Raw genomic sequence first — 21,490 nt, 5'->3', positions numbered from 1 at the left:
CGACGACCTCAGGTTAGTTGATCGTTGAACTTTCTGCTAGTTGATTCTTGAACTTTCTCGGGGCGCACCTCCGCCCGGGGCGCGCGGCGGCACGCGAAAGGGCCCGGAGGCGACTGCCTCCGGGCCCTCACGAACCGCGCTCCTCGACATCTCGCGGACCCGCGCGGACCTGCGCGGACCTGCGCGGATCCTCGCGGTCCACCTCGGCTCCCTCGCGGATCCACCGCGGATCCCCGCGCACCCGAGGGGTCAGCTGTACATTCGCCGCATCGCGAAATCGACCATCTGTTCCACGGTGTGGGCGTCGAACACCATCCGGTGCTCGCCCTCCATGTCGAGCACGAAGCCGTAGCCCGAGGGCAGCAGGTCCAGCACCTCGGACCCGGTGATCACGAAGTACTTGGACTCCTTGCCCGCGTACCGGCGCAGCTCCTTGAGCGAGGTGAACATCGGGATGACCGGCTGCTGGGTGTTGTGCAGCGCCAGGAAGCCCGGGTTGTCACCGCGCGGGCAGTAGACCTTGGAGGTGGCGAAGACCTGGTGGAAGTCCTCAGCCGCCATCGCCCCGGTGGTGAAGGCGCGCACCGCGTCGGCGAGGGAGGGCGGGGCGGGCGCGGAGGGCTCGGGGTAGAGCGGCTGCTGCGGCTGACCGTAACCGCCGCTCATGCCGCCCATCGGCTGCTGCTGGTGCTGCTGCGGCGGCGGGGCGTACTGCTGCTGGGCGCCGGCGTTCGGATCGTAGCCGTACATACGGCAAAGACTACTGAGTCACAGATGACCCAAGCGGGGTTGCGGCTTATTACCGACGGGTAGCATCATCGTTGTTACTTGCCGGTAGACCGCCGGAATCCGCTACCGATCCCTTACGGAGCCGTCGATGGGGCACTACAAGTCGAACCTCCGCGACATCGAGTTCAACCTCTTCGAGGTGCTCGGGCGCGACAAGCTGTACGGCACCGGCCCGTTCGCGGAGATGGACGTCGACACCGCGCGCAGCATCCTCGCGGAGATCGCCCGCCTCGCGGAGAACGAGCTGGCCGAGTCCTTCGCCGACGCGGACCGCAACCCGCCGGTGTTCGACCCGGCCACCAACACCGCGCCCGTCCCGGCGTCCTTCAAGAAGAGCTACCAGGCCTTCATGGACTCCGAGTACTGGCGTCTGGGCCTGCCCGAGGAGATCGGCGGCACCCCGGCGCCGCGCTCGCTCATCTGGTCCTACGCGGAGCTGCTGCTCGGCTCGAACCCGGCCATCTGGATGTACGCCTCCGGCCCGGCCTTCGCCGGCGTCCTCTTCGACGAGGGCAACGACGTCCAGAAGAGGATCGCGGAGATCGCCGTCGAGCGGCAGTGGGGCTCCACCATGGTGCTCACCGAGCCCGACGCGGGCTCCGACGTCGGCGCCGGCCGCACCAAGGCGGTCCAGCAGGAGGACGGCTCCTGGCACATCGAGGGCGTGAAGCGCTTCATCACGTCCGGTGAGCACGACATGTCGGAGAACATCATCCACTACGTGCTCGCCCGCCCCGAGGGCGCCGGCCCCGGCACCAAGGGCCTGTCCCTCTTCATGGTGCCGAAGTACACCTTCGACTTCGAGACCGGCGAGCTGGGCGAGCGCAACGGCGTGTACGCCACCAACGTCGAGCACAAGATGGGCCTCAAGGCCTCCAACACCTGCGAGATGACCTTCGGCGACCAGCACCCCGCCAAGGGCTGGCTGGTCGGCGACAAGCACGACGGCATCCGCCAGATGTTCCTCATCATCGAGTTCGCCCGCATGATGGTCGGCACGAAGGCGATCTCCACCCTCTCCACCGGCTACCTCAACGCGCTGGAGTACGCCAAGGAGCGCGTCCAGGGCAACGACCTGGCCGGCGGCAAGGGCTCCCCGAAGGTCACCATCACCCACCACCCCGACGTCCGCCGCTCGCTGCTCACGCAGAAGGCGTACGCCGAGGGCATGCGCGCCCTGGTGATGTACACCGCCTCCGTGCAGGACGCCATCCAGGTCAAGGAGGCGAACGGCGAGGACGCCTCCGCCGAGCACGCCCTCAACGACCTGCTGCTCCCGATCGTCAAGGGCTACGGCTCCGAGAAGGGCTACGAGCAGCTCGCCCAGTCGCTGCAGACCTTCGGCGGCTCCGGCTTCCTGCAGGAGTACCCGATCGAGCAGTACATCCGGGACTCCAAGATCGACACCCTCTACGAGGGCACCACGGCGATCCAGGGCCAGGACTTCTTCTTCCGGAAGATCGTCCGCACCGGCGGCGCCCCGCTGACCGCGATCGCCGAGGACATCAAGTCCTTCATCGGCCAGAACATCGGCGGTGACGACCTGGCCGCCGCCCGCGAGCAGCTCGGCCGCGCGGCCGGCGAGCTGGAGGCGATCGTCGGCCAGATGCTCAACGACCTGATGGCCTCGCAGGAGGACGTCAAGAACATCTACAAGGTCGGCCTGAACACCACCGGCCTGCTGATGGCCGCCGGTGACGTGATCGTCGGCTACCTGCTGCTCAAGGGCGCGGCCGTGGCCGTCGAGAAGCTGCAGACCGCCACCGGCAAGGACGTCGCGTTCTACACCGGCAAGATCGCGGCGGCGAAGTTCTTCGCCAGGACCGTGCTGCCGGGCGTGACCTACGCCCGCAAGGTCGCCCAGAGCGTCGACCTGGACGTCATGGAGCTGGCCGAAGAGGCCTTCTGACCCGGCGCCGGGTCTCCCCGGCGGTCCGGGACGCGTCAGGGGCGGGGCGGTGCCACGGCACCGCCCCGCCCCGCCTCGCTCCCCTGGTTCTAGGCTGACTCCCATGAGCGCAACCATCCGCTTCGACCGCGGGCACACCGACGACCTGATGTCCTACCTGGCGGCCTCCCCGTCGCCGTACCACGCGGTGGCCAACGCCGCCGGGAAGCTGCGGGAGGCAGGCTTCCGGGAGTTGTCGGAGACGGACGCCTGGGACGGATCGGCCGGTGGCCGCTACGTGATCCGCGGCGGCGCGCTGATCGCCTGGCACGTGCCGGAGGGCGCGGCCCCGCACACCCCCTTCCGCATCGTCGGCGCGCACACCGACTCCCCCAACCTGCGGGTCAAGCCGCTCCCGGACTCCGGGGCGCACGGCTGGCGCCAGGTGGCCGTGGAGATCTACGGCGGGCCGCTGCTCAACTCCTGGCTCGACCGCGACCTGGGCCTGGCCGGCCGGCTGACCCTGCGCGACGGCTCCACCCGCCTGGTGAACGTGGACCGCCCGCTGCTGCGCGTGCCGCAGCTCGCCGTCCACATGGACCGCTCGGTGCACACCGAGGGCCTCAAGCTGGACCAGCAGCGCCACATGCAGCCGGTCTGGGGCCTGGGCGACGACGTCGCCGAGGGCGACCTGATCTCCTTCCTGGAGCGGGAGGCAGGCCTGGAGAGCGGCTCCACCGTCGGCTGGGACCTGATGACGCACTCCGTGGAAGCGCCCGCCTACCTGGGCCGGGACCGCGAACTCGTGGCCGGCCCGCGGATGGACAACCTGCTCTCCGTGCACGCCGGAACGGCCGCGCTGGCGGCCGTGGCGGGACTCGACGACCTCCCGTACATCCCGGTCCTGGCCGCCTTCGACCACGAGGAGACCGGCTCCCAGTCCGACACCGGCGCCGACGGCCCGCTGCTCGGCACCGTGCTGGAGCGCTCCGTGCTGGCCCGCGGCGGCACCGCGGAGGACCGGGCGCGCGCCCTCGCCGGCACCGTCTGCCTCTCCTCCGACACCGGTCACGCCGTGCACCCCAACTACGCGGAGCGGCACGACCCGACGCACCACCCGCGGGCCGGCGGCGGGCCGATCCTCAAGGTGAACGTCAACAACCGCTACGCGACCGACGGTTCGGGCCGCGCGGTGTTCGTGGGCGCCTGCGAGAAGGCCGAAGTGCCCTACCAGTCCTTCGTGTCCAACAACTCGATGCCGTGCGGCACCACCATCGGCCCGATCACCGCGGCCCGCCACGGCATCCGCACCGTCGACATCGGCGTGGCCATCCTGTCGATGCACAGCGCCCGCGAACTGTGCGCCGCCGACGACCCGTTCCTGCTCGCCAACGCGCTGGCGGCGTTCCTCCAGGGGTAGCGGAGGCCTTGTGACACATGGGCGGCAGCCGCCCGGGTAACCGGAGTTGACACGGATCCTCACGAAGGAGACACAACTCATGGGACTCGGCGGCTGCATCGTCCTGATCGCGGTGGGAGCGATTCTCACCTTCGCCACCGACTGGGAGATGAGCGGGGTCAACGTCGACCTCGTCGGCATCATCCTGATGCTGGTCGGGCTGATCGGCGTGGCGACGTTCACCAGCATCGCGCGGCGCCGTCGCGTGGTCATGCCCACCACCGCCCCGGTGGTCGAGGAGGAGCCCCGCCGTCACTACTGACGGGGCTCCCGCACGCCCCACGCGTCGGTGAACGCGCGCTTCCCGCCCGCCCTCGCGCGTCCTCGCGTCCGGCGCGTCCTTACGCGTCCAGCCCGGCCAGCACCAGCGGCAGACGGGTCGCCCCGTCGGCCGTGAGGCGCACCGGGACGCCCCAGTCCTGCTGGTGCACGTGGCAGGCGGGGTACTCGTTCTCCGGGTCGTCGTCGCAGGAGGCGGCCATCGCGGAGACGTGGAGCACGCCCTCGGTGACGGCGGGGTTCAGCTCCAGGACCCGGCCCAGGTCGGTGTCCGCGCCCTCGCCCGCGAGCAGCAGCTCGGGCGGGGTCGAGGAGACCAGGAGCCGGGTGGACGGCCCGTAGCGGGTGTCCAGCTTCTGGCCCGCGGGCGCCTGGAAGATCACGTCCAGTTCCAGCTTGCCCGGGGCCACCTCGGTCGCCGCGCGCTGCGTGCGGTGCGCGACCGACTCCACCCGCACCGCCTCGTCCGGCAGCCGCAGCCGGGTCAGCCGGTGCCGGGCCGACTCCACGACCACGATGTCCTCGCCGGCCAGCACGGCGTCGCTGGGCTCGCGCAGATCGGTGGCGAGCGTGGTGACCTCGCCGGAGGCGGGGTCGTAGCGGCGCAGCGCGTGGTTGTAGGTGTCGCTGACCGCCACCGAGCCGTCGGGCAGCGGGGTCACGCCCAGCGGATGCTGGAGGAGCGCCTGCCCCGCCTCGCCGTCACGGTGGCCGAAGTCGAACAGGCCGGTGCCGACCGCCGTGTGCACGGCGCCCTCGGCGTCCACCCACCGCAGCGCGCTGGTCTCGGAGTCCGCCAGCCACAGCCGCTCGCCGTCCACGGAGACCGCCAGCCCGGAGGGCTGCGCGAACCACGCCTCGCGTCCGGGCCCGTCGACCAGGCCCTCGTTGGTGGTGCCCGCGGTCACCTCGACCGTGCCGGTCGCCGGGTCCCAGGCCCACAGCTGGTGGACACCGGCCATGGCGATCCACACCCTGCCGCGCCAGTGGGCGACGTCCCACGGCGAGGAGAGGCTGACCTCGCGGGCGGGCCCGGAGGCCGGCTCGCCCTGCATCCACTGCCGGCCCGTGCCGGCGACCGTGGTGACCTCGCCGGTGGTGAGGTCCAGGCGCCGCAGCGCGTGGTTGACGGTGTCCGCGACGACCACGGTGGTGTCGTCCAGCAGGGCCAGACCCTGCGGCTCGTTGAACCGGGCGGTGGCGGCGTCGCCGTCGGCCAGGCCGCGGTCACCGGCGCCGATCACCCGCACCACGGTCTCGCCGTCCGCCTCGAGCTCCACCAGCCGGTGCCGGGTGGTGTCGCTGACCAGCAGGTTGCCGCCGGGCAGCAGCAGGGCCTTGCCGGGGAAGCGGAGGGTGGTCGGCTCGGGCTCCGGCGGCACGTAGGGGCCGTCGCCGCGGCGCAGGGTGCCCTTCGCCTCGTGCTCGGCCTCCAGCTCCTCCACCAGCTTCGCGATGGCGTGCGCGTGGCCCTCGCCGGCGTGCTGGGCGACGACGTAGCCCTCGGGGTCGACGACGACCAGCGTCGGCCAGGCGCGGACCGCGTACTGCTTCCAGGTGGCCAGCTCCGGGTCGTCCAGCACCGGGTGCTCGACGTGGTAGCGCTCCACGGCGTCGACCACCGCCTGGTGCTCCGCCTCGTGGACGAACTTCGGCGAGTGCACGCCGATGATCACCACGGTGTCGCGGTGTTTCTCCTCCAGCTCCCGCAGCTCGTCCAGGACGTGCAGGCAGTTGATGCAGCAGAACGTCCAGAAGTCGAGGACGACGATGCGTCCTCGCAGGTCGGAGAGGGAGTACTGCTTGCCGCCCGTGTTCAGCCAGCCGCCCTTGCCGATCAGCTCGGGGGCGCGAACGCGGGCGCGACGGGGCGCGGAGTCGTTCATCCCTCCAGGGTGCCACGCGCCCGCGACGGTCCCGCGCGAGGTCCGGCCCCGCCCCCGTCACGCCCCTGCGGCGGTCGCCGTGGAGGCCCGGGGCAGCTCGAGGACGCCTCCCTCGTGCTGTCCCCGGCCCTCGTGCTGTCCCCGGCCCGCGGGATGCCCGCGTCCGGCCGGATGACGCCGCTGGAGGCCACCTGGGTCGACCGCCGCCTGACCGAGTGCCTCCAGGACACCCTCCGCGTCGCGGAATCACACGGTGGCCGGCTGGGGCTGTGAGGCCGTTCGGACGACCCACCGCGTCTCCGGGCCGCCCACGGGGAACCCCATGGTTCATGAGACTCGTGGTGCGCGAACGCATGGTCGCCGTGGGCGACGACTACTGGATCGAGGACGAGCACGGCAACAAGGTCTACCTGGTCGACGGAAAGGCGATGCGACTGCGGGCGACCTTCGAGCTGAAGCACGGCCGCACCGATCAGGTGCTGTACCGGATCCACCGGAAGATGGTCGCCCTGCGCGGAACGATGGTGATCGAGCGCGACGGCGAGACCGTGGCCACCGTCCGCAGGAAGTCGCTGTCGCTGCTGCGGAACCACTACAAGGTCGCCCTGGCCGACGGCACCGAGATGGACGTCAGCGGCAGGATCGCGGACCGCGAGTTCGTCGTGGAGCACCGCGGCGAGATGCTCGCGGTCATCTCCCGCCGCTGGCTCACCCTGCGGGACACCTACGGCATCGACGTCGTCCGCGAGGACGCCGATCCGGCGCTGCTGTCCGCGGTCGCGATCTGCGTGATCCAGCTCGCGGAGAAGGAGCGTGGGGAAGGTTAGGAGATTGTGAGGGGAAACCCTGTGGGTGGTTGTCGCAGGCACGACATATGCTGCCTCCGGCAGTCGCGCCCCGCGTGCATCAGGCGCCACCCGATGGCGCTGTCACGCGTGTGTTCTCGCGCGCTCCTCGTGCCCGGCGATCACCGGGGCCCTTGGGGGGTACACCACCTGTGCGTAGGCGCAGCATCTCCACCGCGACGGCTCTGGCCGTCCTCTTCAGCTCGGCGGCGCTGACCGTCACCGCGGCCGGCACCGCATCGGCCGCCACGTCCGTCTCCACTCCCGGCGGCATGGTGGCCCACGCGGGCCTCCAGCGCGTCTTCGTCGCCGACCGCGGCACCGGCACCATCACCGCCGCCGACTGGTCCGGCGCCACGATCAAGAAGGTCGCCGGCGTCCCCGACGTCAGCGGCCTCGTCCTGTCCGACGACGGCTCCACGCTGTACGCGGCGGCCGCCGGAAGCCACGAGATCGTGGCCTTCGACGCCGGCACGCTCACCGTCAAGAACCGCTGGGCCGTCGACACCACCGAGGGCCCGCGCGACATCGCCTTCACCTCGGGCAAGGTCTGGTTCAGCTACGGCGACCAGTGGGACGGCAACCTCGGTTCGGTCGACCCGGACTGGACCCCGCCGGTCGAGCCCACCGAGCCGCCCGTCGACCCGACCGAGCCTCCGGTCGACCCGACCGAACCGCCCGTGGAGCCCACGGAGCCCCCGGTCGAGCCCACCGAGCCGCCCGTCGAGCCCACGGAGCCCCCGGTCGACCCGACCGAACCGCCCGTGGAGCCGACCGAGCCCCCGGTCGAGCCCACCGAGCCGCCCGCGGTGCCCACCGAGCCCGCCCCGGCGGAGTTCTCCGCGGCGGCGGAGGACGACGGCCCGGTCAGGCTGGGGCTCATCCCCTCCCACCAGCTGCACGGCGCTGCCGTCGTGGACACCGACCCGTCCTCCCCCGGCCTCCTGGCCATGGGCTCGACCACCACCAGCGGCAGCCACACCGTCGTCCTGGACGTCTCCTCCGGTACGCCGGTGATGCTGGCCCGCGGCAGCGGCAAGCCGTGGGGCGAGTTCCTCAACGACGTGGACGTGGCTCCCGGCGGCGAGCTGCTGGTCGACGGCACCCGGCGCCTGACCTACGCGGGCGGCGTGTTCTCCGTCGCCGGCGAGTACCCGTCGGAGGCGTACTACGGCTCCCGCGCGGACATCAACGCGGACGGCACCGTCGCCGCCTACGACCCCTGGGGCGGCGGGACGATCTCCGTCTTCGCCCCCAAGGGCACCAAGCCGCTGCGCACCCTCTCGGCCGGCGGCACCACCGCCGACGTCGAGTGGGCGCCGGACGCCTCGCGGCTCTTCGCGCTGGTCGCGTCGAACGGGACGTACGTCCTGAAGGCGTTCAGCGGCCCGAAGCTCAACGTCCCGACCCTGACGGTCAGCGCGCCCTCCAAGGGCAAGATCGGCACCAAGCTCACCGTCACCGGCAAGATCACGGCGACGGTCCCGCTGCCGGCCGGGGTGAAGCTGTCGGTCGCCCGCATCGACGTGGCCAGCCCCAGCGGCAAGGCGCTGCCGAGCGTGACGGCCAAGGCGGACGGCACGTTCAGCTTCACGGACACCCCGCCGGCCGGCGGGGACGTCGTCTACCGGGTGACGTACGCCGGCGACGCCAAGCACACCTCGGCCGTCAAGTCGGACACCGTCTCCATCCCGCGCACGGCCACCTCGCTGACGCTGAACAACAACGGCAAGGTGTACTCGTACGGCAAGGACGTCACGTTCACCGCCCACCTGGGCAAGACGTACTCCAACCGCACGGTCGAGATCTGGGCCAACCCCTACGGCTCCGACAAGCCCAACAAGCTGATCAAGACCGGCAAGGTCAACTCCAGCGGCAACATCTCGGCCGTCGTGGACATGAAGCGCGACACCACGGTGACCGCCGTCTTCAAGGGCGACGCCAAGTACGCGAGCAAGACGGTCAAGTCGGTCGGCTACGCCAAGGTCAGCATCTCCAACTCGGTCTCCAACCACTACAAGACCGGTTACGTCGGCTCGCACAACTACTACTGGTTCCGCAAGACCAAGGACGTGCACGTCGGCACCACGATGAGCTACTACCCGGGCCGGTCGGTGCGGTACGAGGTGCAGATGTACTACAACGGCGCCTGGCGCACCGGCGTCTCGGAGTACTTCCGGATCCCCAGCACCGGCAAGATCACGGTGAACCTGGGCGCCTCCGGCCAGGCCGGCGTCAAGTTCCGTGTCCGGACGAGCTACATCAACAGCTCCTCCGGCGACAACGTCAACTCGACGACGCACGGCTCCTGGAAGTACCTGTACTTCACCAACTGACGCCCGCGTCGGAGCAGTACGAGGCGACGCCGTGTCCCGGACTCCGGGGCACGGCGTCGTGCCGTTCGCGGCGCCGCGGGCGCCGGGGCCGTCAGACCGCCGGACGGGGCGGCTTCGGCAGGCCGAGCAGGCGGTCCCTGAGCACGGGGAACTTCTCGCGGGTGTCGGCGACGGTCCTCGCTGGGTCGAACTCCACGGTCAGGACCTCCTCGTCGGCGCCCGCCTCGGCCAGGACCTCGCCCCACGGATCCACCACGATCGAGTGACCCGCCTGCGGAACCCCCGCGTGCGTCCCGGCCGTTCCACAGGCGAGGACGAAGCACTGGTTCTCCACCGCCCGCGCACGGGCGAGCAACGTCCAGTGCGCGCGGCGCCGTTCCGGCCACCCGGCCGGCACGACCAGCGTCTGCGCCCGCGCGTCGACGAGCCCGCGGAAGAGTTCCGGGAAACGGAGGTCGTAACAGGTGGCCAGCCCCAGCGTGGTCTCCGGCAGCTCCACGGTGACCAGATCACCGCCCGCGCCCATCAGCACGGCCTCGCCCTTGTCGAAGCCGAAGCGGTGGATCTTCCGGTAGGAGGCGGCGAGTTCGCCGGTGGGCGCGAAGACCAGGGCGGTGTTGTACAGCGTCCCGTCCTCGGCGCGTTCCGGGACCGACCCGGCGTGCAGCCAGACCCCGGCCTCGCGGGCGGCCCGCGCCATGGCCTCGTGGGTGGGGCCCCGCAGCGGCTCGGCGTGGGCGTCGAACTCCTCGAAGGCGAACGCCCCGGTGGTCCACAGTTCCGGCAGCACGACCAGGTCCGCCCCGGCCTGCTGCCGCACCAGCGCGGAGGCGCGCACCCGGCGCTCCTCGGCCGACTCGCTCCCGTCCACACGCATCTGGAGAAGAGAGGCGCGCACCGTACCACCGTCCTGGCCGTCGAGTTGTCCGCCCGGCTCTACGATCGTCACACGAAACATCTGCCGGGGCACCTCCCCGCAGCGTAACTTAGCTCTCCAAGACGCTGGCACTGCCCGAGTACCAACCGCCCGAGGGGTCCCGTTCCGTGAGTCTGCATCCTGCCCTTCAGCCCTACGCCGACGCCTGGACTCACTCGATCGAGGCGATATCCGAGCTGGTGCAGACCCTCGCGGAGCCCGAGTGGAACCGGCGGACGCCCTGCCCGGGCTGGTCCGTCCGCGACATCGTCTCGCACGTCATCGGGCTGGACTGCGAGATGCTCGGCGACCCCCGGCCGATCCACTCCCTGCCGCGCGACCTGTACCACGTGACGACCGACCACCAGCGGTACATGGAGATGCAGGTCGACGTCCGGCGCCACCACACGGCGCCGGAGATGACCGCCGAGCTGGAGTACACGGTCATCCGCCGCAACCGGCAGCTGCGCAACGACTCCCGGCAGCCGGACGCGGTGGTGCGCGGCCCCCTGGGCCGGGAGATCACCCTCGAGGAGTCGATGCGCCGCCACGCCTTCGACGTCTGGGTCCACGAGCAGGACCTGCGGGCGGCGCTCGGCGTGCCGGGGAACCTGGACTCCCCGGGCGCGCTGGTCGCCCGCGACCACCTGCTGGACGCGCTGCCCGAGGTGGTCGCCGAGCGGGCGGGCGCGCCGCGGAGCTCGGCCGTGGTCTTCGACGTCAACGGTCCGGTGGAGTTCCTGCGCACGGTGCGGGTCGACATCCGCGGCCGCGGCACCGTCGAGACCGCCCCCGCGCTCGGCCCCGCGGCCACCCTCACCCTCGACTGGGAGACCTACGTGCTCCTCGCCTGCGGCCGCGTGAAGCCGGCCGCGGTCGCCGACCACGTCAAGCAGGAGGGCGACCTCGACCTCACGGCCGCCATCCTCCGCGAGTTCCCGGTCACCCTGTAGTCACCGCCCCCGGCGGAGGCCGGCGCGGGCACCACGCGGCGACGCGACGGGCAGCGCGGAGGGGAGGACAGGCCGCGCGTGACGGGGCCGGGCACAGGTCCCGCGCGGCGGGGCGCGGCACGGTGAGGCACGGACCCGCGCGGTGGGGCGCGGCACGGACCCGCGCGGTGGGGCGCGGCACGGACCCGCGCGGTGGGGCGCGGCACGGACCCGCGCGGTGGGGTGCGGCACGGACCCGCGCGCTGATGGGGAGACGGAACCCCACGGCGGCAGGGTGGGGACGAGCCCCGAACGGCCCCAGGCGCGGGACAGGCCTCGCACGCCGGGATGCGGCACAGCCCCCGCTCGGCGAGAGCGCGGCACAGCCCCCACGGCGAGAACGCAGCACAGGCCCCCGCAGGGCGAGAACGCGGCACAGGCCCCCGCAGGCCGGGGTCAGGCACAGGTCCCGCGTGGCAGGACGGGGCTCAAGCCATGGCCGCGGCGAGGTGGGGCGACAGGTGCCGCACCGCGGACCGCGCGGCACGCCCGTCGCCCCCGCGCGGCTACGGCTTGTGGACCGCCGCGACGCGCCCCGCGCCGAGCCGGTCCCGCTCCCGCCGGGCCGCCGCGCCGCCCAGCCGCAGCATCTGCGAGACCCCCAGCGCCTGGATCACGAACACCACGCAGAACGCCACCCGGTAGTCGTCCCCCGTGAGGTCCAGCAGCACCCCGACGGCCAGCAGCGTGGTCATCGACGCGGTGAAGCCCCCGATGTTGGTGATGCCCGACGCCGTCCCCTGCCGTTCCGCCGGATTCGCCGGCCGGGAGAAGTCGAACCCGATCATCGACGCGGGGCCGCACGCCCCCAGCACCAGGCACAGCAGCACGAACACGGCGACCGGCGCCCGTCCCGGCCAGGCCAGCAGCACCGCCCACACCACCGCCGTGGACCCGATCGTGCCCAGCGCCAGCGGCATCCGCGCCCCGTGGCGGCGGGCGATGAGCTGCCCGTAGAGCACGCCGACGACCATGTTGCAGAGCACGATCACCGTCAGCAGCGTGCCGGCCCGGGCCCGGTCCATGCCCTGGTCCTCGACCAGGAACGGCATGCCCCACAGCAGCAGGAAGACCATCGCCGGGAACTGCGTGGTGAAGTGCGTCCACATCCCGAGCCGCGTCCCCGGCTCCCGCCAGGACTCCGCGATCTGCCGCCGCACGTACGCCACGCCCCGGTGGCCGCCCCGCTCGGTGCCGTGGCCGTCCGGGTGGTCCTTGAGGAAGAGCAGGGTCAGCACCAGCACCACGACGCCGCACAGCGCGCTGCCGACGAACGAGGCCGTCCACCCGAACTCGGTCAGCGCCCGGGAGAGCACCAGCGTGGAGACCACGTTGCCGCCCTGGCCGATCAGGCCGGCGAGCTGGCCGATCAGCGGCCCGCGCCGCGCGGGGAACCAGCGCGCCCCGAGCCGCAGCACGCTGAGGAAGGTGAGCGCGTCGCCGCAGCCGAGCAGCGCCCGGGAGACCAGCGCCATGCCGTACGAGGGCGCCAGGGCGAAGCCGAGCTGGCCCAGGGTGAACAGCACACAGCCCGCCACCAGCACCTTCTTGGTGCCGTACCGGTCCACCAGCAGGCCCACCGGGATCTGCATCGCGGCGTAGACGAGCAGTTGCAGCATCGAGAACGTGGACAGCGCCGAGGCGCTGACGTGGAACCGCTCGACCGCGTCGAGGCCGGCCACGCCGAGCGAGGTCCGGAAGAGGACGGCCACGAAGTAGACCGAGATGCCCACCGACCACACGGCCACGGCCCGCCCGCCGCCCGGCGGGTCCGGCGGCAGGGCGTGCGGCCCGACACGTTCGGCACCGGTGGCCCGGGCGGGGGATCCGTCGCTCATCGGGCCTCTCCGCGCGCCAGGTGCGAGAACCAGCCCACGTGCCCGTGCACGGCCGCGACCGCCCGGTCGGCGTCGCCGGCCCGCAGCGCCTCGAGGATCTCCGCGTGCTCGACCAGGGTCTTGGCGACCCGGTCGGGGTGGGAGTGCATCACCGCGGCGCCCATCCGCAGCTGCCGGTCGCGGAGCTGGTCGTAGAGGTGGGAGAGGATCGCGTTCCCCCCGCTGCGGACGATCTCGGCGTGGAAGCAGCGGTCGGTCACCGAGGCGGCGGCGTAGTCCCCGGCGGCCGCCTGCTCCCGCTGCCGCTCCAGCAGCTCCTCCAGGCGGGCGATCAGCCGCGGCGAGGCGGGCACCGCCTTGCGGGCCGCGTGCTCCTCCACCAGCAGCCGGGTCTCCACGACGTCCGCGATCTCCTGCGCGGTGACGGGCAGCACCAGCGCGCCCTTCTTCGGGTAGAGCCTCAGCAGCCCTTCGGCCTCCAGCCGCAGCAGGGCCTCCCGCACCGGCGTCCGGGACACGCCCACCGCCTCCGCGAGCTCGCCCTCGGTGAGCAGACTGCCGCCCTCGTACGTCCGGTCGAGGACGGCCTGCTTGACGTGGCTGTAGACCCGCTCGGCGGCGGGCGGCTGCTTCGGCGGGGAGGTCATGCGGACAGCATAGATACAACACGTGCGCATGCCGGGGCCGCTTCCGGCATGTGGACGATCCGGTCCCACCGCCCGTGATCGCCGGAATCGGGGAAAGTCCCCCGTCCTCCCGCACAACCAAAGGCCCCCCGCAGTCGTCGGACATCACGCACCGTCGTATCCCGCGACGGCGCCCTGCCCCGGGGACTGGTCGGGGGCACATCACATCCGGGGGTTCCCCACGTGAAGACCGGCATCGGCAGACGTCGCCTGCGCACCGCGGCGGTCTCCCTCGTCACCGGCGCGACGCTCCTCGGCGGGACGCTCGCCGCGGCGCCCGTGCACGCCAGGAGCGGGCCGAGCGGCACCGCGGTCGCACCGCCGCTGAAGAGCGTGACCGCGCCGAGCATCGTCGCCAAGGGCGGCTTCGTGATGGAGGGCCTGCAGGGCAGGACCACCTTCGCCAAGAGCGCCGACACCCGGCGGCCCACCGGCTCGACCACCAAGATCATGACGGCCAAGGTGGTGCTCAGCCAGCCCAACCTGAACCTCGACGCCAAGGTGACCATCCAGCAGGACTACCGCGACTACGTGGTCCGCAAGGGCGCCTCCTCGGCCAACCTGGTCGTCGGCGACAAGGTGACCGTCCGCCAGCTCCTCTACGGGCTGATGCTGCCGTCCGGCTGCGACGCGGCCTACGCCCTCGCCGACAAGTTCGGCACCGGCAGCTCGCGGTCCGCGCGCGTGAAGTCGTTCATCGGCAAGATGAACTCCACCGCGAAGAGCCTCGGCATGACCAACACGCACTTCGACTCGTTCGACGGCATCAGCAACGGCTCCAACTACTCGACGCCGCGCGACCTCACCAAGCTGGCCCGCAACGCGCTGGGCAACAGCACCTTCAAGACCGTCGTGAAGACCACGTCGTACACCGCGAAGACCACCACCAGGAGCGGCACCACCCGCACCATGGGCGCCTGGAAGAACACCAACCCGCTGCTCGGCAGCTACAGCGGGACGATCGGTGTGAAGACGGGCTCGGGCCAGGTCGCCGGCTACTGCCTGGTGTTCGCGGCCACCCGGAACGGCAGGACGGTGATCGGCACGGTGCTGGCCTCGACCTCGTCGGCGCAGCGCACCACCGACGCGACCCGGCTGCTGAACCACGGCTTCGCCCGCCTGGGCTGAGGCTCCCGGCAAGGCACGGGGCCCGCCACGCGTCCGCGTGGCGGGCCCCGCGTCGTTCCCGGGCCGGTGGGCCGTCGGGCCCCGGTGCGGGCCGTCAGGCCCGGGTGTGGGCCGTCAGGCCCAGGTGATCAGCCGCTTGGGGTGCTCCAGCACCGCCGCGACGTCGGCCAGGACCTTGGAGCCGAGCTCGCCGTCCACCAGGCGGTGGTCGAAGGAGAGCGCCAGGGTGGTGACCTGCCGCGGCCTGACCTTGCCCTTGTGGACCCACGGCTGGAGCTTGACCGCGCCGAAGGCCAGGATCGCCGCCTCGCCCGGGTTCAGGATCGGCGTACCGGTGTCGACGCCGAAGACGCCGACGTTGGTGATGGTGACCGTGCCGCCCTGCATGTCGGCCGGGGCGGTGCGGCCCTCGCGGGCCGTGGCGACCAGCTCGCCCAGCGCCTTCGCCAGCTCCGGCAGCGTCTTCGCGTGCGCGTCCTTGATGTTCGGCACGATCAGACCGCGCGGCGTCGCCGCGGCGATGCCCAGGTTGACGTAGTGCTTCTCGACGATCTCCTGGCCGGCCTCGTCCCAGGACGCGTTGATCGACGGGTTGCGCCGGATCGCCACCAGCAGCGCCTTGGCGACCAGCAGCAGCGGGTTGACCCGCAGCCCCGCCATGTCCGGGTCCTGCTTGAGCTCCTGGACCAGCTTCATCGTGCGCGTCACGTCGACCGTGACGAACTCGGTGACGTGCGGGGCGGTGAAGGCGGAGCCGACCATCGCCTGCGCGGTGGCCTTGCGGACGCCCTTGACCGGGATCCTGGTCTCCCGAGCGCCGTCGAAGGACGCGGCGGGCGCCGCGGCCGTGACGGGAGCCGCCGGGGCGGCCTGCGCGGCCTCGACCGGGGCAGGCGCCTGCACCTCGGGCACGGCGGCGGCCGCGGCGGCCTGGACGTCGGCCCGGGTGATGATCCCGTCGGGTCCGGTCGGCCGCACGGACCACAGGTCGACCCCGAGGTCCTTCGCCAGCTTCCGCACCGGCGGCTTGGCCAGCGGCCGCTCCGGGGCGCCGGGGACGGCCGGGGCACCGGGGACGGCCGGGGCACCGGGGACGGCCGGGGCGGCGCTGCCGTTGAGCGCGGCCGGAGCCGCGGGCGCGGCGGCCGGCGCGGCGACGGCGGGTGCCGAACCGTTCTTCCGGGGGCGGCGGCGGGTGGAGGACTCCACCACGCCGTACCCGACCAGCACCGGCTGCCGGCCCTGCGGCTTGGCCTCCTCGGCCGGAGCAGCGGGGGCCGCCGGGGCCGCGGCAGGCCGCTGCTCGGCGGCGGGCGCCGCCCCGGGCTCGGCGGGGGCGCCGCCGGCCACGTCCACGGCGATGATCGAGGTGCCCACGTCGACGGTGGTGCCCTCGGGGAAGTGCAGGGCGCGCACCACCCCGTCGTACGGGATGGGCAGTTCCACGGCCGCCTTGGCGGTCTCGACCTCGCAGACGACCTGGCCGTCGGTGACCGTGTCACCGGGCTGGACGTACCACTTGAGGATCTCGGCCTCGGTGAGGCCCTCGCCCACGTCGGGCATCTTGAACTCACGCACGGAGGTGCTCATGTCCCGTCCTCCCCTCAGTACGCGAGCGCGCGGTCGACGGCGTCGAGCACCCGGTCCAGGCTGGGCAGGTACTCCTCCTCCAGCCGGGCCGGCGGGTACGGGGCGTGGTAGCCGCCGACCCGCAGCACGGGGGACTCCAGGTGGTAGAAGCACCGCTCGGTGATCCGGGCGGCGATCTCCGCGCCGGAGCCGAAGAAGACCGGCGCCTCGTGGACCACGACGAGGCGGCCGGTGCGCTCCACCGAGGCCTGGACGGCGTCGAAGTCGAGCGGGGAGACGGACCGCAGGTCCAGGACCTCCAGCGAGCGCCCCTCCTCGGCGGCCACGTCGGCGGCCTCCTGGCAGAGCTTGACCATCGGACCGTACGCGGCGAGCGTCAGGTCGGTGCCCTGGCGGACGACCTGGGCCTTGTGCAGCGGGCCCGGGATGGCCTCGGTGTCGACCTGGCCCTTGTCCCAGTAGCGGCGCTTGGGCTCGAAGAAGATCACCGGGTCGTCGCACTCGATCGCCTGCTGCATCATCCAGTAGGCGTCCGACGCGTTCGACGGCGTCACGATCTTCAGGCCCGCCACGTGCGCGAACAGGGCCTCGGGGGACTCGCTGTGGTGCTCGACCGCGCCGATGCCGCCGCCGTAGGGGATGCGGATGACGACCGGCATCTTGACCTTGCCCAGCGAGCGGGCGTGCATCTTGGCGAGCTGGGTGACGATCTGGTCGTACGCGGGGAAGACGAAGCCGTCGAACTGGATCTCCACGACCGGCCGGTAGCCGCGCAGCGCCATGCCGATGGCCGTGCCGACGATGCCGGACTCGGCGAGCGGGGTGTCGATGACCCGCTCCTCCCCGAAGTCCTTCTGCAGCCCGTCGGTGACCCGGAAGACGCCGCCCAGCTTGCCGACGTCCTCGCCCATGACGATGACCTTGGGGTCCGTCTCCAGGGCCTTGCGCAGCGACTCGTTGATCGCCTTGGCGATCGGCAGGTTCTTCGCGCCGGACGCCGGCGCGGTGCTGGAAGCCACGGTGTTCACAGCCATGGTCAGACCTCCTCACCGTCGGAGAACGACGCCTGGTAGGCGGCGAACTGGGCACGCTCCTCGTCGACGAGCGCGTGTCCGTCGGCGTAGGTGTGCTCGAACATGGCGAACTTGTCCGGCTCGGGCATCGCCCGGACCGCTTCGCGCACCCGCTTGCCCAACGCTTCGCTCTCGGTCTCGAGTTCCTCGAAGAATCCCTCGTCCGTGTCCGTCTCGGCGAGGAGGTAGGCGCGCAGGCGGGCGATCGGGTCCTTTGCCTCCCAGGCGGCCCGCTCCTCGTCACCGCGGTAGCGGGTCGGGTCGTCGGAGGTGGTGTGGGCGCCCATGCGGTAGGTGAAGGCCTCGACCAGGGTCGGGCCCTCGCCGCGCCGGGCGCGCTCCAGGGCCTGCTTGGTCACCGCGAGGCAGGCCAGCACGTCGTTGCCGTCGACGCGGACGCCGGGGAAGCCGTAGCCCTGGGCGCGCTGGTACAGCGGCACCCGGGTCTGGCGGTGGGTCGGCTCGGAGATGGCCCACTGGTTGTTCTGGCAGAAGAACACCACCGGCGCGTTGTAGACGGCCGAGAAGGTGAAGGCCTCCGCCACGTCGCCCTGGCTGGAGGCGCCGTCGCCGAAGTAGGCGATGACCGCGCTCTCCGCGCCGTCCTTGGCCACGCCCATCGCGTAGCCGGTGGCGTGCAGGGCCTGCGAGCCGATGACGATCGTGTACAGGTGGAAGTTGTTGCTGTTGGGGTCCCAGCCGCCGTGGTTCACGCCGCGGAACATGCCCAGCAGGTTGGTGGGGTCGACCCCGCGGCACCAGGCAACGCCGTGCTCGCGGTAGGTCGGGAAGACGTAGTCGTCGTCGTCCAGCGCCCGGCCGGAACCGATCTGCGCGGCCTCCTGGCCGAGCAGCGACGCCCACAGGCCCAGTTCGCCCTGGCGCTGCAGGGCGGTGGCCTCGGCGTCGAAACGGCGGGTCAGCACCATGTCCCGGTACAGGCCGCGCAGCTCCTCCGGGGTGATCGAGGCGACGTACGCGTCGTACTCCGGGTGGCTCACCCGCTGCCCCTCGGGAGTCAGCAGCTGTACGAGCTCCGGCTCCGCCGCGGCGGGGCCTGCCCCCTTGGCGGACTTCTTCGCCGCCGTACGGCCACGGGACGCCCCGGCCGCCTTGCCTGAGGCGGCGCTGCGTCGCTGGGTGCGCGCGGCAGTGCTCTCCACGGTCACGTTGCTCCTCCGTCGTCCGGTCCCCGGGGTTGCCGGGTGACCTGGGGATGCCCCCCTCGCCCTTTGGGGCGCGGGGGAACGGCTCGCCCGGCCCCGGCAGCGGCACGGGGTGGGTGCCCTCGACCGGGATCAGGCGTGACAGTGCCCCGGCGAGAGCCCTGCGAGAAATCACGTTACCCGCGGTTCCGCATTTCTGGGAAACCACGCCTGACCTGCGATGTTGATTGGATATCCAAGTAAAAAAGCTCGGAAGTCCGACCACATCGCGAATGTCGGGAAGAACCGCTGGTGGCAGCCTTGGAACGGGCCCGCAGGGGGCCGGAACATCGCGCACCGTATAACGGACACGAGTCGTGCGGAAGACTCCGTACGGACTCTTTTTCTCCTCCTCGCGCACCCCTCGCGCACCCCTTTCCCGGAGCGCACGGAGGTTCCGGCGAAAACGGCGGAGGGCGGAGGGCGGAGGGGACGCCTAGGGCCTGTCCGGCGGCTCTTGCCGTTCTTGCTGCCGAGTTCCCTTGTCACCGCCCTGAGCGAGGGCTGGTGCGTGCGGCTGCAAGGCGGAGGAGGGAGGCGACGCGGAGCGTCGTCGAGTGACGACAACGCCGCAGACGTGCGTGCCGGCCCCCGCGACCCACGTGCAAGATCCGTCGGACAGGCCCTCGTCCCCTCCGCCCTCCCGCGGACCGCCGGTCGTCCGTCAACCGCCGCCGGTCATGGACCCGAGCTGGCCCTGGAGGGCGCCCTCGGTCGCGCCCTCGGTCTGGCCGCCCTCGGTCGTGCCCTCGGTGGCGCCCTCGGTGGTGCCTTCGGTCGTCCCCTCGGTGGCCCCCTCGGTGTCGCCGCCCTCGGTGCCGCCGTCGGTGCCGCCGGAGGTGTTGGTGTTGCCGCCGGATCCCGTGTTCCCTCCGGTGCCGCTTCCCCCGGGGTTCGGGGACTCCGGCGTCGCGCTGGGCAGCGGCGACTCCTCCTGGGGCGGGTAGTCGTCCCACTCGCCGCCGGTGCCGGTGTCCGCGGTGTCCTCCTCGGTGGGGGTCTCCTCCGGGGCCTCGGACTCCTCCTCGGGGGCGGTGGTCCGGCTGGTGGCCGTGGGCTTCGGGTCCTGCTTGCCCTTGGTGTCGTCCCCGTTCACCGTGTTCATCGCCAGCGCGACGCCCGCCACCACGGCGATCAGCGCCAGCGCGGCCAGCAGCAGCAGCTTGCCCCGGCCGCCGGACCCGCCCTGGCCGCCGGTGTAGCCGCCGTCGTCGTGGGGGTCGTACGCCGGGATCATCGGCTGCGGGATCTGCGCGGTCGACGGGCCGCCGCGGCCGCCGCCCTGCGGCAGCATCGCCGTCGCCGCGGTCGTGCCCGCGCCGACACCCGCGCCGCCCCGGGGGCCGCCGTTGGCGAGGACCGGGCCGGTGTTCCAGGTGCCGGTGTGACCGCCCTGCTCGTAGAGCATCTCCAGCGCGTACTGGACCAGCCCGCGCATCTCCTCGGCCGTCTGGAACCGGTCGTCCGGGTCCTTGGCGAGGGAGCGCATCACCAGGCCGTCGAGCTCCGGCGGCACCTCGGAGCTCGTCTCGGACGGCGGCCGAGGGATGTCCTGGACGTGCTGGTACACCACCGACAGCGGGGTCTCACCCGTGAACGGGGGCCGCAGCGCCAGCAGCTCGTAGAGCAGGCAGCCCGTGGCGTACAGGTCGGACCGGTGGTCGACGGCCTTGCCGAGCGCCTGCTCCGGGGACAGGTACTGGGGGGTGCCCATCACCATGCCGGTCTGCGTCATGGTCGACTGCGCGCCGTGCAGGGCCCGGGCGATGCCGAAGTCCATGACCTTGACCGCGCCGTTGTGCGTGATGATCACGTTGGCCGGCTTGATGTCGCGGTGCACGATGCCGTGCTGGTGCGAATAGGCCAGCGCCTCGAGGACGCCCGAGACGATGATCAGCGCCTGCTCCGGCCCCGGGGCCTCGGACTCGATCAGGAGCTCGCGGATGGTGCGGCCCTCGACCAGCTCCATCACGATGTACGGCACCGAGGAGCCGTCGGCGACCCTGTCCTCGCCGGAGTCGTACACGGCGACGATCGCGTGGTGGTTGAGTCCGGCCACCGACTGGGCCTCGCGGGTGAAGCGCGCCTTGGACACCGGGTCCTCGGCGAGGTCGGCACGGAGCAGCTTCACCGCCACGGTCCGCCCCAGACGCACGTCCTCGGCCGCGAACACCTCGGCCATGCCGCCCCGCCCGAGTCTGCGGGTCAGCCGGTACCGTCCGTCGCCTACCAGTCCGCCGTTGCCCCAATTATCCGGCGCGTCAGACATGCCGCCGCCGGCCGCCTCGGGATCGGACGGGCCCTGAGCGGGATGCTGCTGTGCCATCAGTCCTCGCCGTCTTTCTGCCCGCGGTGCGCGGCAGTGTTGTTGCGGTCTCCGTCAGCCACGCTACAGCCTTCCGGCACCCCTCCGTCCGGGGTCGGACCCAGGTCCCGGTCGGGGAGACACCCCGCAGGCCCGGCTGGAGACGGACCGGTCATCAAACCCGGTGGCATGCCTGACATGCAAATTCCCGGTGACCGCGGAGGAGAACCCGTAACGCTTCCGCGACGCTTCCTTCGCGTACGGTCACGGAACGG

17 protein-coding genes are annotated in these 21,490 nt (G+C 72.1%); 8 read left to right on the top strand and 9 right to left on the bottom strand.

Features of this window, described 5'->3' with window-relative positions; translation table 11 throughout:
• Nucleotides 1-249: 249 nt before the first annotated feature.
• Entirely contained in the window at nt 250-750 is a 501-nt protein-coding gene (locus tag ABZ836_RS22475) for an SseB family protein (RefSeq protein WP_356136593.1), read from the bottom strand.
• Between the two features lie 127 nt (nt 751-877).
• On the opposite strand from ABZ836_RS22475, the gene ABZ836_RS22470 reads away from it, so the two are divergent.
• The 3 genes from ABZ836_RS22470 to ABZ836_RS22460 all read left to right on the top strand — a co-directional run bounded on the left by ABZ836_RS22470 (nt 878) and on the right by ABZ836_RS22460 (nt 4,398).
• Complete coding sequence (locus ABZ836_RS22470; RefSeq protein ID WP_356136591.1) at nt 878-2,698, top strand: acyl-CoA dehydrogenase; 1,821 nt, start codon at nt 878-880, stop codon at nt 2,696-2,698.
• A 103-nt stretch (nt 2,699-2,801) separates the two neighbouring features.
• Entirely contained in the window at nt 2,802-4,097 is a 1,296-nt protein-coding gene (locus ABZ836_RS22465; RefSeq protein ID WP_356136589.1) for a M18 family aminopeptidase, read from the top strand.
• 79 nt (nt 4,098-4,176) lie between these two features.
• A complete protein-coding gene (locus ABZ836_RS22460; RefSeq protein ID WP_356136587.1) occupies nt 4,177-4,398 on the top strand; it encodes a DUF6458 family protein in 222 nt (73 codons plus the stop codon).
• A gap of 79 nt (nt 4,399-4,477) precedes the next feature.
• On the opposite strand, the gene ABZ836_RS22455 is transcribed toward ABZ836_RS22460, so the two are convergent.
• The gene (locus tag ABZ836_RS22455) at nt 4,478-6,301 is read right to left on the bottom strand and encodes an NHL domain-containing thioredoxin family protein (RefSeq protein WP_356136585.1); all 1,824 of its coding nucleotides are present in this window, start codon (nt 6,299-6,301) and stop codon (nt 4,478-4,480) included.
• 114 nt (nt 6,302-6,415) lie between these two features.
• On the opposite strand from ABZ836_RS22455, the gene ABZ836_RS22450 reads away from it, so the two are divergent.
• The 3 genes from ABZ836_RS22450 (at nt 6,416) to ABZ836_RS22440 (ending at nt 9,482) form a co-directional block, all read left to right on the top strand.
• The gene (locus ABZ836_RS22450; RefSeq protein ID WP_361144763.1) at nt 6,416-6,574 is read left to right on the top strand and encodes a hypothetical protein; all 159 of its coding nucleotides are present in this window, start codon (nt 6,416-6,418) and stop codon (nt 6,572-6,574) included.
• A gap of 56 nt (nt 6,575-6,630) precedes the next feature.
• Nucleotides 6,631-7,128, top strand: coding sequence for an LURP-one-related family protein (locus ABZ836_RS22445; RefSeq protein WP_356136581.1), 498 nt, complete (start codon nt 6,631-6,633; stop codon nt 7,126-7,128).
• A gap of 170 nt (nt 7,129-7,298) precedes the next feature.
• A complete protein-coding gene (locus tag ABZ836_RS22440; protein ID WP_356136579.1) occupies nt 7,299-9,482 on the top strand; it encodes an Ig-like domain repeat protein in 2,184 nt (727 codons plus the stop codon).
• Nucleotides 9,483-9,573: 91 nt separating this feature from the next.
• Here the strand turns inward: ABZ836_RS22440 and ABZ836_RS22435 are convergent, their stop codons facing one another.
• Nucleotides 9,574-10,380 (bottom strand): carbon-nitrogen family hydrolase, encoded by an 807-nt coding sequence (locus ABZ836_RS22435; protein ID WP_361144852.1) that lies wholly within the window; start codon nt 10,378-10,380, stop codon nt 9,574-9,576.
• Between the two features lie 146 nt (nt 10,381-10,526).
• On the opposite strand from ABZ836_RS22435, the gene ABZ836_RS22430 reads away from it, so the two are divergent.
• Complete coding sequence (locus ABZ836_RS22430; protein WP_356136577.1) at nt 10,527-11,351, top strand: maleylpyruvate isomerase family mycothiol-dependent enzyme; 825 nt, start codon at nt 10,527-10,529, stop codon at nt 11,349-11,351.
• A gap of 545 nt (nt 11,352-11,896) precedes the next feature.
• On the opposite strand, the gene ABZ836_RS22425 is transcribed toward ABZ836_RS22430, so the two are convergent.
• A complete protein-coding gene (locus ABZ836_RS22425) occupies nt 11,897-13,228 on the bottom strand; it encodes an MFS transporter (protein WP_361144759.1) in 1,332 nt (443 codons plus the stop codon).
• Complete coding sequence (locus ABZ836_RS22420; RefSeq protein WP_361144756.1) at nt 13,225-13,875, bottom strand: GntR family transcriptional regulator; 651 nt, start codon at nt 13,873-13,875, stop codon at nt 13,225-13,227. The genes ABZ836_RS22425 and ABZ836_RS22420 overlap by 4 nt, the downstream gene beginning before the upstream one ends.
• 222 nt (nt 13,876-14,097) lie before the next feature.
• On the opposite strand from ABZ836_RS22420, the gene ABZ836_RS22415 reads away from it, so the two are divergent.
• Nucleotides 14,098-15,042: a serine hydrolase gene (locus ABZ836_RS22415; protein WP_356136572.1), complete on the top strand. Its 945-nt coding sequence runs from the start codon at nt 14,098-14,100 to the stop codon at nt 15,040-15,042.
• 114 nt (nt 15,043-15,156) lie between these two features.
• Here the strand turns inward: ABZ836_RS22415 and ABZ836_RS22410 are convergent, their stop codons facing one another.
• The 4 genes from ABZ836_RS22410 to ABZ836_RS22395 form a co-directional block, all read right to left on the bottom strand.
• A complete protein-coding gene (locus tag ABZ836_RS22410; RefSeq protein WP_361144753.1) occupies nt 15,157-16,632 on the bottom strand; it encodes a dihydrolipoamide acetyltransferase family protein in 1,476 nt (491 codons plus the stop codon).
• Nucleotides 16,633-16,646: 14 nt separating this feature from the next.
• Nucleotides 16,647-17,666, bottom strand: a complete 1,020-nt coding sequence (locus ABZ836_RS22405; RefSeq protein WP_356136568.1) for an alpha-ketoacid dehydrogenase subunit beta — start codon at nt 17,664-17,666, stop codon at nt 16,647-16,649.
• A 2-nt stretch (nt 17,667-17,668) separates the two neighbouring features.
• Nucleotides 17,669-18,874 carry a pyruvate dehydrogenase (acetyl-transferring) E1 component subunit alpha gene (pdhA, locus tag ABZ836_RS22400; RefSeq protein ID WP_361144749.1) on the bottom strand — a complete coding sequence of 402 codons (1,206 nt, stop codon included), beginning with the start codon at nt 18,872-18,874 and terminating at the stop codon, nt 17,669-17,671.
• A 700-nt stretch (nt 18,875-19,574) separates the two neighbouring features.
• Nucleotides 19,575-21,236 carry a protein kinase gene (locus ABZ836_RS22395; protein ID WP_356136564.1) on the bottom strand — a complete coding sequence of 554 codons (1,662 nt, stop codon included), beginning with the start codon at nt 21,234-21,236 and terminating at the stop codon, nt 19,575-19,577.
• Between the last annotated feature and the right edge of the window lie 254 nt (nt 21,237-21,490).

It is taken from the genome of Streptomyces sp. NPDC047130 (genome assembly GCF_040643475.1).
Lineage (GTDB): Bacteria > Actinomycetota > Actinomycetes > Streptomycetales > Streptomycetaceae > Streptomyces.
Note: the sequence above shows the minus strand (reverse complement) of the source record. Positions and strands in the feature narration are given on the sequence as shown.